The organism is Paenibacillus sp. FSL L8-0708, from assembly GCF_038009325.1.
GTDB classification, from domain to species: domain Bacteria; phylum Bacillota; class Bacilli; order Paenibacillales; family Paenibacillaceae; genus Paenibacillus_AQ; species Paenibacillus_AQ odorifer.
This window is the reverse complement of record NZ_JBBPBC010000001.1, coordinates 4,893,196-4,905,591: the sequence shown is the minus strand read 5'-3', so window position 1 is coordinate 4,905,591 and position 12,396 is coordinate 4,893,196. Positions and strand designations below refer to the sequence as shown.

At 44.2% G+C, this 12,396-nt stretch carries 10 protein-coding genes; 7 read left to right on the top strand and 3 right to left on the bottom strand.

The genetic code is table 11. The annotated features are described in order from the left end of the window. The first annotated feature begins 26 nt into the window (after window positions 1–26). Complete coding sequence (locus NYE58_RS23455) at window positions 27–1,235, top strand: hypothetical protein (RefSeq protein ID WP_076276154.1); 1,209 nt, start codon at window positions 27–29, stop codon at window positions 1,233–1,235. A gap of 102 nt (window positions 1,236–1,337) precedes the next feature. Here the strand turns inward: NYE58_RS23455 and NYE58_RS23450 are convergent, their stop codons facing one another. Next, window positions 1,338–1,811 carry a hypothetical protein gene (locus tag NYE58_RS23450; RefSeq protein WP_341003127.1) on the bottom strand — a complete coding sequence of 158 codons (474 nt, stop codon included), beginning with the start codon at window positions 1,809–1,811 and terminating at the stop codon, window positions 1,338–1,340. 41 nt (window positions 1,812–1,852) lie between these two features. After that, the gene (locus NYE58_RS23445) at window positions 1,853–2,023 is read right to left on the bottom strand and encodes a hypothetical protein (protein ID WP_175619925.1); all 171 of its coding nucleotides are present in this window, start codon (window positions 2,021–2,023) and stop codon (window positions 1,853–1,855) included. A gap of 55 nt (window positions 2,024–2,078) precedes the next feature. Between NYE58_RS23445 and NYE58_RS23440 the strand changes: the two genes are divergently transcribed. The 3 genes from NYE58_RS23440 to NYE58_RS23430 all read left to right on the top strand — a co-directional run bounded on the left by NYE58_RS23440 (window position 2,079) and on the right by NYE58_RS23430 (window position 4,971). Then, entirely contained in the window at window positions 2,079–3,347 is a 1,269-nt protein-coding gene (locus NYE58_RS23440) for a hypothetical protein (RefSeq protein WP_341003125.1), read from the top strand. Between the two features lie 289 nt (window positions 3,348–3,636). Beyond that, window positions 3,637–4,242 (top strand): YkoP family protein, encoded by a 606-nt coding sequence (locus tag NYE58_RS23435; RefSeq protein ID WP_081383212.1) that lies wholly within the window; start codon window positions 3,637–3,639, stop codon window positions 4,240–4,242. A 78-nt stretch (window positions 4,243–4,320) separates the two neighbouring features. After that, window positions 4,321–4,971 carry a polysaccharide deacetylase family protein gene (locus NYE58_RS23430; RefSeq protein ID WP_175618995.1) on the top strand — a complete coding sequence of 217 codons (651 nt, stop codon included), beginning with the start codon at window positions 4,321–4,323 and terminating at the stop codon, window positions 4,969–4,971. Between the two features lie 20 nt (window positions 4,972–4,991). Here NYE58_RS23430 and NYE58_RS23425 read toward each other — a convergent pair whose 3' ends face one another. Next, window positions 4,992–5,831 (bottom strand): AraC family transcriptional regulator, encoded by an 840-nt coding sequence (locus NYE58_RS23425; protein WP_076217885.1) that lies wholly within the window; start codon window positions 5,829–5,831, stop codon window positions 4,992–4,994. A 235-nt stretch (window positions 5,832–6,066) separates the two neighbouring features. On the opposite strand from NYE58_RS23425, the gene NYE58_RS23420 reads away from it, so the two are divergent. The 3 genes from NYE58_RS23420 to NYE58_RS23410 all read left to right on the top strand — a co-directional run bounded on the left by NYE58_RS23420 (window position 6,067) and on the right by NYE58_RS23410 (window position 12,360). Next, entirely contained in the window at window positions 6,067–6,975 is a 909-nt protein-coding gene (locus tag NYE58_RS23420) for a chitosanase (RefSeq protein ID WP_341003124.1), read from the top strand. Between the two features lie 88 nt (window positions 6,976–7,063). After that, complete coding sequence (locus NYE58_RS23415) at window positions 7,064–9,652, top strand: metallophosphoesterase (protein WP_341003123.1); 2,589 nt, start codon at window positions 7,064–7,066, stop codon at window positions 9,650–9,652. 1,076 nt (window positions 9,653–10,728) lie between these two features. Next, the gene (locus NYE58_RS23410) at window positions 10,729–12,360 is read left to right on the top strand and encodes an alkaline phosphatase (RefSeq protein WP_341003122.1); all 1,632 of its coding nucleotides are present in this window, start codon (window positions 10,729–10,731) and stop codon (window positions 12,358–12,360) included. Window positions 12,361–12,396: the final 36 nt, after the last annotated feature.

Here is a 12,396-nt window from a genome sequence, read left to right as displayed (position 1 = left end):
ATGCATTAGAGGAAAGGATGATAGAAATGCCAAATGATAGCCAAGCTGGTCCTTCAGCTGGTTCTGTTAGAGAAGTTGGTAGTTATCCTATCAACCTGACAGGTCCACGTAGTCATACTCTTGTCCTTAAGCCCGGTGTGGGCAGTCTATCCATGGGTCCGTCGCAATTGGGGAAAAAGGTTGACCTTCATGTCGCGTCTGATGCGCCTATCGATTGGACCGTATTCGATGTCTTTGCCACACCGGCTGGCTCTCCCTGGCCGCGATTTCTGCATTATACAGGCAGTGATTCAAGCTTCTTTGACTGGGCACAGAAACGTCCCATTGAAGAGATGACATGGACTCCGATCCTGTCTGCAGACACGGTGGCGGACGCCAGTCAGTCCAATTTGCATGGCTTGCATGTCGAGTTGGAACCATCCGGGAGGTCCCTTAGCCTAATACTTCCGAAGCAGCCTTTCCGCCTGAGTGTGTCCGGCGATCTATCACGCTTCTCGGCCACAGGTGATATGCCATCTTCTCTTACACTAGCACCGCGCACCGGCCGACGTAAGAATGATCCCCCTTTTTTGCTGCCCGATATGGGGGAGCTGCACCAGGTAACGAGCTTGACGCTACATAACGCACCGCTGGGACAGCCCATCTCGCTAGAGTGTCTAAACCGGTACCCAAACCTTAACTCACTGAGTTTGTGGGGAAACTTCTGCGACCTGAATTTATTAGCTCATCATACCCAGTTAACGAATCTGGAGCTGCGCTTCATGCCTGATCTGGGGGACTTGCCGACCTTAAACGCGTGGCCGTTGCTTGACAGATTCATCGCCTACAATGTCGAAGAAAGCGCTGGCAAGCGTATAAAAAAGCAAATGAAAACTCGCGCTGAAACCCGTCCTTGGACCGACCATGCTTCAGTGAGCCAATTACGAAAGCCAGAGTGGTGGACGACCGAGTTTGGCCGCCCATTCTCCTCCTGGGCTAAACGTCTAGCCAAGCTGGCTAATGAAGCTTACAACGTTGCACAGGTAACCTTGTCCGAAGCCCGTAGCTTTGCTGAAGCCGAGGCCGCCATTACCGCTTTCACCGTGCGCTTCAACAATCTTAAGGGCATCGAAACCACCGAACGAGAAGACCTTGGTGAAGCGGTATGGCAACTTAGCCAGTCTGACCACCTGATTGGCCAGCCTATCACAGAGGAGATGGCTCAACGCTGGTTCGATGCAGCACGCGATTACTAAATGAATTGAAAGTCACACCCCTAGAATAGAAATCGGAATGACCCAGGGGGTTATCCAATGTCTATTCTAAGGGGGGCATTTCACTATACTGGCGGGGTTTTGTTATACGATCATCCCCATTTCTCGGAGTCTATCTTTAATTTTCTTTAAACGAGCTTCTTTTTCGGTGTCTTCAGTTAATACCTCTACAAATGTTTCGTTATACTTCTTAATGATCCTCTTTAAAGTTAATTCTTTCATTTCCTTTTTACTGTGGATGGTAACATGAGGGACAGCTGTATAGTTTTCTATGGTCTTGGGATCTGCAGAAATTCGTTCTAGTAAACTAAGTAGAAGCACCAGTCTTTGCTGGCCCAACCTCGGAACTTGATATAGTTTTTTCCATGTGGAATTGAATAGATGTTCAAGATCTGTATATCCCTTCGAGTATAGAGCATTTATGAGGCCTGTTAAATTTGGACCCCGTTCTTCTGCATGCGCTACAGCAACAATACAAGCAATATTCTTAGAATAAAGATGCGCCGGAAGTGGAAAAAAATGTATTAATGCCGCATTTCCGTCGATGATGTCAATCATGATGATATACCTCCATTAAAATATGTGTTCACTATACACGTTTAGTATTCTGGCAAGGTCTGAGTCAGCAGGGTGAATTTCCCTGACTTGTCCAATCGATTGATACACTCTGCATTATTAAACCCCAAGCTACTGATCATTTTCTGAACACCAGCAAAACCCGTTACATAAGATCGTAGAATATGTAGCAGATATGATTCGCTGCGCTTCATAATCATTGCTAAGTAATGATATGATATAGGTATCAATTTTGTGGGGTGCACTGATATGGATTTCCGAATCAAAGAACTAGTTAATGCTACACAGCAAACCTATGGACTGGACAACTACTATTTACATACAAATGAAATTTATCGCGAAGTTACGATGCTGGGAGAAACCGGCTATTTGCTTAGTATGGAATGGTTTCCTTCTCACATTAAGGAATGGAAGGAAGATTATAATCCGGAGGGAACTGCAGTCATTACGCTTGACTTGCTATCCAATAACTATAAAAGTGTTATTTTTGTTGGAGGGAAATCTTATGCAAATCGAACAACGTTCCAAAACATTGAATTAAATGGCGTTATTCAGTGGATGGAAGCTGAAGTAGGGCTTGAATATGGTAAACAATTCTACCTAGTGAAGGAAGAAAGAGGAGAATATCATTTTGCTGAATGTATAGACGGTATACCCATCTCTCCCGGCGGGCGAATGGAGTTACGCTTCGATGCGGAAGGTAGAATTATTTTTTATAGTGTCTATGGCCAGTTTCCTCCCAGCTCCCTTGTGCAAAAAGAGAATTATTCTCTCACGCTTCAAGCGGTAGAGCCACTGGCTAAAAACCAACTACAGCTTATAGAATATCCAGTGTACGAGATGAAACATCTCCTGCCGATCTATGGGATAGAAGAAATCTACATTACAAATGATGGAACAACCACAATTCCATTTGAGATGATATCAGGAACGAGAGCACGACTGAATATTGATCAAGTAATGCAGTGGGAGCAAGCGGACACGAAACAGTTCGCAAGGACGGAGATCCGTCTGCAAGAAGTGGTTACAATCGAACAGGCAATAGCACGTGAGCCGCATCCAGATTCATTTTCAATCACAGACATAGAACAAGCCCAATGTATAACCGCAGTCGAAATTGGTTTAAGCCAGCTCTATCCGGAAGAATCCGGACAATGGATATTGAAGACTTTACATCGGGAAAGAGGACATATTCAAGCGACATTGAGGAAGAATGTATCAAGTAATCGTATGTTTCAGCGTAAGCTCCTTCTGTTCATCGATACGAACAATTATAAGGTTATAAATTATATGGATAACAAGCTAATGCTCGATACGTTTGATGAATTCAAGAGTGAAGGGAAAATTGCTGTGAGCCATGACGAAGCTTATGATAAGCTCAAGGGATGGTTCGAATTAACACCCGTCTATGTATATGATCCTGGGCAGAAGAAGTATGTGCTGTGCGGAAAGCTGGATTGTGATTATGCCGTGAAGGCCACCAGCGGAGATGTGGTAGAGTGGGGTAGTTTGGAATGATAGTGAAACCAGATTGATTTAGTCAAAAAGATAACATCCGAAACTCATGTCCAAGAGACATGGGTTTTTCTTTATGTAGTTGGATTTTCTTGCAGAAGTTGTCTAATTTAAGACTTACTAAATTTTGTCCTTTTTTTAGGTCAGAAAGTTTTTTTAACTAGATGCCAAAAATTTAGATTTACACGCAGAGAAATTCCGGTGAATAGCGTCAAATAGAAGTAGACGTTAGGAAAAAAGAAAGTTTCGTTAGGTACAATGGATGAAATGAGAGACAATAACCGTTTTAAGGATGGTGAATGAGTTGGGTTTCAAAATACGTAAAACCACGGTGCAGTCCGTCTGGATGATGTGGGAAAAAACTTTTGCGTTGCTTTCACATTTTCGCGGATCACATAAGTCACGCTTTGGTATATGTACCGTGATGCTAAAAAAGCACCGGGGACAGCCTATTGTATGCCAAGACGCCACGGTCATCAATCAGGGAGAATGGGTGGGAGAACTCCACCTCGACAATGAAAGAATCCTGAAGTTGATCCGGTCCGAAGGATCGGATCGTGCCGCACTGCAAACGGCTCGCATGCTGCGCAAATCAATGCAGCAAATCAATGAAGCGTTCGAATCGCAGTCGGAGTTCAGGCAGGTCAAGGCTTTATTGGGGATTACACTGCTCCATCGGGGATTAACGCACGGTCTTGGTTTTGAACAACAAAATATAAAGTCCGGCGTTTTCGAACGCATCACCACCATCTATCTTCGATTGCTGCTGTCTGCCATGCATCCTGAAGGGAGACAAAGAATCAATCGGCGAACAGAGCAACTGGTCCCGATGTTACTGATCCATTCACGCGCCTCACTGAAAAATCGATTTTCACCCGGACAGAACTACTCTGGATAGGTCTTATGCTTGTTATAAGGAGGTGTAATCATACTTACATATCTGATAGGAGGAATACTATGTGCCGCTACTCTTTACATGTTTATTCCAAGTTTGATTACGCGAGTGAGCGGCTTTGGTGTTTTTCGCAAAGGAACGGTAGAAAAACAGGTGGCATTCACTTTTGATGATGGGCCACATCCAAAATATACGCCGGAATTGCTGGATTTATTGAAGTTACATCAAGTGAAGGCTACTTTTTTCGTGCTTGGATCGCGAGCGGAGCAGTATCCAGATCTGATCAGAAGGATGGATCGGGAAGGCCATCAGATTGGCATCCATAATTACTGCCATACCTCTAATTGGCTGATGCTGCCCAGTACAATTAGGCGAGAACATCTGGAACGCTCCGCTGATATTATAGAGTCTATTGTCGGAATCAGACCCAATCATTACCGTCCACCCTGGGGATTAATCAATCTATTTGATTTCTTTCGGCACAAGCAGTATCGAATTGTTCTATGGTCGCTGAAGGCGAGTGACTGGAACATCCGGGCCTGTCAAACCCGGATGCAGGCCATTTTATTAGGTGGAATCACCGATGGCTCCGTTGTTTTACTTCACGACAGCGGAGAGACTGCGGGCGCGGACCGGCATGCTCCTTATTTTATGCTGCAAGCTTTAGAAGAAGTGCTAAACCAACTACAGGCAAGAAACTTGCAATTTGTTAGGCTTGATGAAATGTCTTGACGTATTCCAGTGAGTTGTTATTAAGACTTAAATTGTTTGCGGAAGCAGAGCGGCGAGATGCCCATTATTAATTTGAAGGTTCGTCCAAAGTGGGAGGTGTTATCGAACCCAACCATTCCCGCAATTTCAGTAACATTAAAAGAAGAGCCAACCAGCAAATCACGCGCTTTTTTAATGCGGATGTTATTGATATATTCAATGAAGCTGAACCCGGTGGATTCTTTAAAAGTGCGGCAAAGGTAGGAAGAGCTTATGTCGAATTGCCGTGAAATCTCACAGAGCTTGAGCGGTTCCATATAATGTTGATTTACATAATTAACGATGTCCAGGACTTTCTTATGTGTACGATTGGATTCTACAAATGAAGCTACGCGGCTGTCAAATAGTTTACGATTAAGATAGAGAAGCAGCTCCACCAATAATATTTGTTGGTACTGTTCATATCCGCGGGCTTGCTTCTTCCCCTCCTGGATCATTTTCTGAAAAAGCTGTTCGATGAAATATTGATCCATCCCGGTCATCTTCAAAGCGCGGTAATCACTTTTGAACAATTCGAGCAGTTCCTCACATTGACTGCCGGTGCAGAAATGCTGCAGGAATTCTTTTTTAAACAGGAGTGTAACCCGTTCATACATATTGCAGCCGGAATTGACCAGTTTGTGCATTTCGTGAATATCCATAAATAGCAGTGTTCCGCCCGCAACCTGGTAAGTTCTGTCCCCTATAAAATAATAAAAATCCCCGGATATTAAATACAGAATCTCATATGCATCATGATAGTGTCTTGAAGGCATGCTGGTGTATACCTGTTTCTTGCGGCTGATGTCAAAAAGAGTAGACTCATAAAATACCGGTTTCATTCAGCACCTCCTAAGAGGATTGTAGACTTAATCTATGCTTTGTAGCAACATATGTATAAAAATTAATATTTACAAGAAAATACGTGCTGTTTGGACAAAGTTTTTGAGATAAGCTTAAATTGAATTACCAAGTGTTGGAAAAAGGAGGGCTGTCATGCTCAGATAGGTTAGGGATAAGGTTCACTGCCACTAAAAGTTAAAGCGCTTAAACTATTCAATTAAAGGAGAGATTGCGGTGCTAAATTCAACGAAGAGTAAGGTTTCCAAGAAGATGAAATTTTCATTGATGATTCTGCTCAGTTTTTCAATGATTTTTTCTTATGGCTGTCTGTCCAAAACATCTCAACAGAAAAGTTATGCGGCAGGGAACCCTGATTCTAATTTCTCACCGGCAACACTTCAATTCTTGCGTGACAACACAGGTCTGGATGGTGAGCAGTGGAACAATATTATGATGCTTGTCAACAAACCGGAGCAGGACGATCTGAACTGGATCAATTTTTACGGATATTGTGAAGATATTGATGATGACCGCGGGTATACGATTGGAATATTCGGTGCGACTACAGGCGGCTCAAATGATACCGGTCCCGACGGTCCGGATCTGTTCAAGGCATATGACGCTGCCAAAGGCGCGAGTAATCCTTCGGTTAAAGGCGCATTGGCCCGGATCGGTGTTAAGGGTTCGATGAAAGGGAAGATCCTCGAGATCAATGAAAGCGAAGAGAGCTTCTGCAGAAAAATCGGCAATTTGCAAAATGATCCCGAGTGGAGAGAGGCTATGTGGAAAACGTTCTACAATATCTATATTAAATACAGTGTGGAGCAGGCCCGCAAACGCGGCTTTAACTCGGCATTAACTATTGGTTCCTTCGTGGATGCAGCGCTGAACCATGGAGCTACCGGCGGCTCCGAGACCCTTCAAGGGCTTTTGGGTAAATCCGGAAGCATCACGGATGAGAAGACTTTTATGACCAAATTTTATAAAGAACGGACCAAGATTGTGGATACTAATGAGTATAACTCTCCGCCTAACGGCAAGAACCGTGTGAAGCAGTGGAGCAATTTGCTGAACATGGGAGAGACAGACCTGAAGGGTGCAGATTCAGCAATCCTTCAAGTCACCGACTGGGAACTCCAATAACAGGAAGGTAAGGGTAGCAGAACCGCCGTTCTGCTCGGAGACGGCGGTTCGATGATAAGTGAGATTAAGGAAGAGGGAGATGGGCTGAATGGATAACAACCGATCTTATCTCAAAAATAGATTTTACAAGGTAATCAGTCTAATGGTTATAGGTTTGCTGCTTGCCATGGAGTTGACTGGTTTTGTCTCAGCAGGAAGGGAAGAAATTGAGGAAGACCTTGTAAATGAAGCAACTGCAGTTCAGGAAACGATTGCCCAGTGGATTTTTAAAGACAAAGGCGAAAACGGTGTATTTCCGGCTACCGGCGGGGTATATCAGACATCTTCATCCATTCGTGATGTAGGAACTAATACGGATGCGTACACCTATGAGTCAAGTGAGAACAGCGTACGCAACCAGGGCTGGCATGAAGGAACGGGCCTAAAATACTGGCTTGCCACGCTTTCTACCCAAGGCTTCGAAGGGATCTTCCTTTCTTCCCAGCAAACCTCTTCAAGTACAGGACCCAGGGATTTTAAGGTGCAATACAGTATAGATCAACAGGAATGGACAGATGTTACGGGCGGCAACCTTGTTCTAGCCCAGAACAATTTTAATTGTTCCAATAATTCCTGCAAATTAACTAACCTCGCTTTACCTGCCGGAACAAACAATCAAGATGTACTCTATATCCGCTGGGTGGTAAACTCTGCGAAAAGCGTAAGCGGGGGAACGGTGTCCAGCTCAGGCTCAAGCAGAATCAAAGATGTGATAATTAAAGGAACACGCAGCAGCGGCGAACCTGGGGACACTCCCACACTTGAGGTAAGCAAAACGCCCGCTTCAGGGGCTGCAGATGTTCCCCTTAACGCAGAGATCACCGTGAAGTTTAACAAAGCCATCAGTCTCGACAGCAGTTATCAAGTTGTAATCACAGAAAACAATCTTCCTCTTACCAACATTTCTGCTTCACTCCTCGGTCAAGACACAGTCAAAGTCAGCCACCCTACTTTCACTGCCGGCAAAACTTACAACGTGACCGTCCCTAAAGAGTTTGTTAAGGGAACTACGGATGGCCGGACACCTGAGAACGATATTACCTGGAGCTTTAAGACGAAGTCTCCGGATACCGGCATCAAAACACCAACGCTTCTGAACATGACTTTTAATGGAGACCCGAAGACAAGTATTGCCTTTGACTGGTATACAGCCGAAACCGTCAGAGGTACAGTAGTGCAAGTAGTGGAGGCCGCCAATGCGGGAGGAAGCGAGTTCCCGGAACAACTGGCAGCTTCTTATGAGGGCAGCGTAACAGTTATTGAAACCTTAATGACATCAGGAGACAGAAGCTCCAAAAAGTATAAAAAGTTCGCTAGCCACAAGGTTATTGCAAGCGGTCTTAAGCCTGGAACTAAGTATATCTACCGGGCCGGTAACGGTGATGCGGACGGCTGGAGCGAGGCGGGTTCTTTTACTACGGACAAGGCGGATAATCAGGATTTCCATTTCCTCTATGTAACCGACACCCAAGGCTCAAGTAAATCGAATTTCGATCTGTGGCAGGATACTTTTAAGAGAGCTATTGAGAAAACGGTAGATCCCAAGTTTGTTCTTCTTACAGGGGATCTAACGGATGACGGTGATCTGGAGCAGCTGTGGCAGTGGTTCTTAGGTGTGCCGAAAAAAGAATTTGCCAATGTGCCATTTGCACCGATTATCGGCAACCATGAGATAGAGGATTATCCGAATAACAACTTCTATAACCATTTTAATCTTCCAAAAGATGTCGGGACGGGCGCTCATGACGGGTCGGTATATGCTTTCGAATACGGCGATGCCCTGTTTATGCAGATCAATTCCCAGTACGAAGGGGAGGTTAAGCCGTATAAAGCGGATATTCAATTCACGAAGCAATTGGAATGGATGCGGAATCAAGTGGCAAAGACCGACAAGAAGTGGAAATTCGTCTCGATGCATAAGGGAGCGTATTCTTCAGGGGATAATGCTTCGGCAGAAAGCGACCGGGTAGAATTTTACCGGAAATATCTAATTCCTGTATTTGATGAGCTGGGTGTGGATATGGTGTTTGAGGGACATGACCATATGTATATGAGGTCTTTTCAAATGCTGAACAACGTTCCGATTAAGAATGTCATTACCGATGAGCAAGGAAATGTGCTGAATCCTAAAGGGACCGTGTATCTGATGGGCAACTCGGCCGCTTCGAAATTTTATGCCATTAATCCAGATGCAGACACTTTTTTTGCAGCAAAAAACGACCAGCCCAATAAGAAAATGTTCGTGGATGTTTCCATTACAAGCGACGTGCTGAAATTCACATCCTACACAGCTGTTAAAGATAAACCTCTTGCCGTCTATGATGCTTACAGTATTAAACGGACTGACGTCAAACCCGGCATTGTCGAAAATCCAAGTGCAGTAAGACAGTCAGGGAACCGTGCAGTTCTTTCGTGGAAAGCGCCAGCAAATAGCTCTGAGCCTGTGCGAGGTTACCGGATGTACGAGAAAAATGATAAAGTCAGCACAAATTGGAGCGTTTATGTGCCGACGGTAAGCGGTCAGACGAGTTACAGTTATACATTAAACGGCATAGATTCTGCTAAAGCCTACAATTTCGTGATTAAAGCAGTGGGGACAAGAAATAATTCGCTTCCAGCAGAGGCAGGAATGCAATGAATGGATAGAGGAGGCGTTGACGGAGCTTAGGCATCCGTTAACGCCTTTTTTTCATAGTTGTTGAAGCTGTCCATTCCTCCTAGGGTAACTCCTCGGAAAGATAGCTTCACTTTTTACCAGATCATGAGCAGAATCGGCAAGAGGGTTCGGGGTGGGTCCTACGAAACCTAGAATTGGGATGATAAATTTAAGTGCCATCCATACATAGACCCCAGGTAAGCCGTGAAACAAAAATACGCAGATCCATGACAGTAAAGCTGCAGCCAACATTGTACTACCTAAATACCCGAATGTTTGAGTTATTTTTTTCATATTCCCTCCTAACGTATAAGAAAGTGTCTAATAGGTAGATGAATATAACTGGAAAATCACTTCGACTGCTAACCTATCCGAGGCTCGACCCGGTGATTTGGATAATACCACCGTAGGGAAATCTGAAAAACAATCATTTGTGCAACTGTGTTTGTCTTGTACCGTTCTTTGAAGTTAGTAATAGACTATATCAATCTCAGAGAAGGAGTTGATTTAGTTGGCTAACAGTGATATACGTCTTACTCTTTGGTCGGGTACTAATTTTACCAATCGCCGGATTCGATTCAGACGTGGGGGAGTTGCGGTTCGTGATCTTGGAGCGTTTCGGTTTAACAACGTTCTCTCGAGTTTCCGTCTCAGAAATGTTGTGCAGAGCTCTCAAGTAACGCTTGTACTATTTTCGCGAATTAACTTTCAGGGATCGTTCCGTGTATTCCGTGGCAGCCAAAACGTAGCGAACTTGAATAATTTTAACTTTAACAATGTCACATCTTCGTTGATATTGGTAGGCCGTATCCTTACAAGCTCCGAAATTTCCCGAATTCAAAGCACGGGTAGAGCGCCTCGAGATGTCCTCGTAATAAGACAATAATAATGCAAAGGGTGCCCCTAGGGCGCCCCTTTTTTACAAATATCAGTAGCACAGGTCAAGACAAAATATGCATAGAATTTAATATAAAATAAGAGAATAGGTGCTGCTCCCGCATACAATCCTCCTTTAAACTAGTAACGTACTTAACAAAATCTGCTAGAGGAGGATTCAAATGCGCAAAAAGGTTATCGGGACAATTTGCAGTACAGTTATGGTTTGCAGTCTGCTTGCAGCAGGCAACGGAACATCCTACGCCAATAACTCTGATGCTCCTACCAACAAATCGGTCAAAAACGTAATCCTGTTTATTACGGATGGGATGAGCTTATCCGATGTGAACTTGGCCAGATGGTATCAGGGAGGTCAGGCGCTTGCGATGGATAAGTATTTCAGCGGGCTGGTGAGAACCTATTCTACGGATTCACTGACCACAGATTCCGCTGCGGGAGCTACGGCTTATGCCACAGGCCATAAGGTTAAGAGTGAGACGGTATCCATACTTCCAGACCGAATAACGATGCCTTTCGTAAGCGCAGTTAAACCAGAGGACATGAACAAACCTCTGCCTACCCTTATGGATGCAGCGAGAATGGCAGGGAAAAGTACAGGAACGGTATTCACTTGTGAATTAACGGATGCGACACCGGCTACATTTTTAAGTCATGCATACACGCGTGACAATGCGCAGTCTATTGCAGAACAGATGGTCTATAGTGGTGTAGATGTACTACTTGGGGGCGGTTCCGGGTATTTGGTACCCGGCAAAGAAGACATTAACCGCAAGGACGGAGAAGATTTAACCAAAATCCTGAAATCAAATGGGTATGAATACGTAACGGATAAAGCAGGTTTAATGAATTCTAAAACGAATAAAATCTGGGGACTATTCAACCCCGAAGCACTGGATGCTGATTTTGACCTGAATCCGCAAAAGCAACCGAGCCTTGCCGAAATGACCAATGTAGCGATAGAGAAGTTGTCACAGAACGAGAATGGTTTTATTCTGATGGTCGAAGCAAGCCAGATTGACTGGTATGGTCATGATAACGATCCAGTGGGGATTATGAGTGAGACCTTAGCGTTTGATAAAGCCTTCAAAGCCGCTGTTGATTTTGCAGAAAAAGACGGGAATACAGCAGTCTTATCGGTTTCGGATCATGCTACCGGCGGGCTCAATATGACGAACTATGATTCTACCAAAGACCTAATCTCCGTGCTGAAGAAAGCGAAGCACACCAGTTATTACATTGAAGGCAGTATTAATGAGAGCAATTTCAAAAAGGTCCTTGCGGATAATTATGGACTTAGTGATCTAACCAAAGAAGAAGCGGATCAAGTCAGATTGGGAATGCAGGACAACCTTTCGCCAGTCATCGGTAAAATTTTGGGGGATAAAATAGGAGTAACCTTCTCTACGGATGATCACACATCGGAAGAAGTTGGATTGTTCGCCTACCATCCGGCTAATTTTAAACCGACCGATTTCATGAACAGCGGTGTAATCCAGAATACGGATGTGAATAAGTATATTCAAGAAGTAACCGGACTCAATCTGGCGCAGCTTCAGGATACACTGTACGTATCCAGTGATAAATTCAAGGCCAAAGGAGCTACGATTACCCTAGATAAGACCGATAAGACTAATCCGGTGGTTGTAGTGAAAAAAGCAGGCCAAGTTCTCAAGCTGCCTATAGATAAAAATATCGTCATTCAGGATGGCAAAACAACGAAACTAAATGTGCTGACAGTAATGATTAAAGATAAAGTGTGGATTTCGCAGGATGCTTTGGACTTAATTCTCTAATTCTTAAAGTTCATGTTGTGATCTGTCGCCTAAAAG

Bases quoted from the DNA above. Each gene is read 5' to 3' on its own strand.
- NYE58_RS23455 (WP_076276154.1), top strand. From the start codon at position 27: ATGCCAAATGATAGCCAAGCTGGTCCTTCAGCTGGTTCTGTTAGAGAA.
- NYE58_RS23450 (WP_341003127.1), bottom strand. From the start codon at position 1,811: ATGATTGACATCATCGACGGAAATGCGGCATTAATACATTTTTTTCCA.
- NYE58_RS23445 (WP_175619925.1), bottom strand. From the start codon at position 2,023: ATGAAGCGCAGCGAATCATATCTGCTACATATTCTACGATCTTATGTA.
- NYE58_RS23440 (WP_341003125.1), top strand. From the start codon at position 2,079: ATGGATTTCCGAATCAAAGAACTAGTTAATGCTACACAGCAAACCTAT.
- NYE58_RS23435 (WP_081383212.1), top strand. From the start codon at position 3,637: ATGGTGAATGAGTTGGGTTTCAAAATACGTAAAACCACGGTGCAGTCC.
- NYE58_RS23430 (WP_175618995.1), top strand. From the start codon at position 4,321: ATGTTTATTCCAAGTTTGATTACGCGAGTGAGCGGCTTTGGTGTTTTT.
- NYE58_RS23425 (WP_076217885.1), bottom strand. From the start codon at position 5,831: ATGAAACCGGTATTTTATGAGTCTACTCTTTTTGACATCAGCCGCAAG.
- NYE58_RS23415 (WP_341003123.1), top strand. From the start codon at position 7,064: ATGGATAACAACCGATCTTATCTCAAAAATAGATTTTACAAGGTAATC.
- NYE58_RS23410 (WP_341003122.1), top strand. From the start codon at position 10,729: ATGCGCAAAAAGGTTATCGGGACAATTTGCAGTACAGTTATGGTTTGC.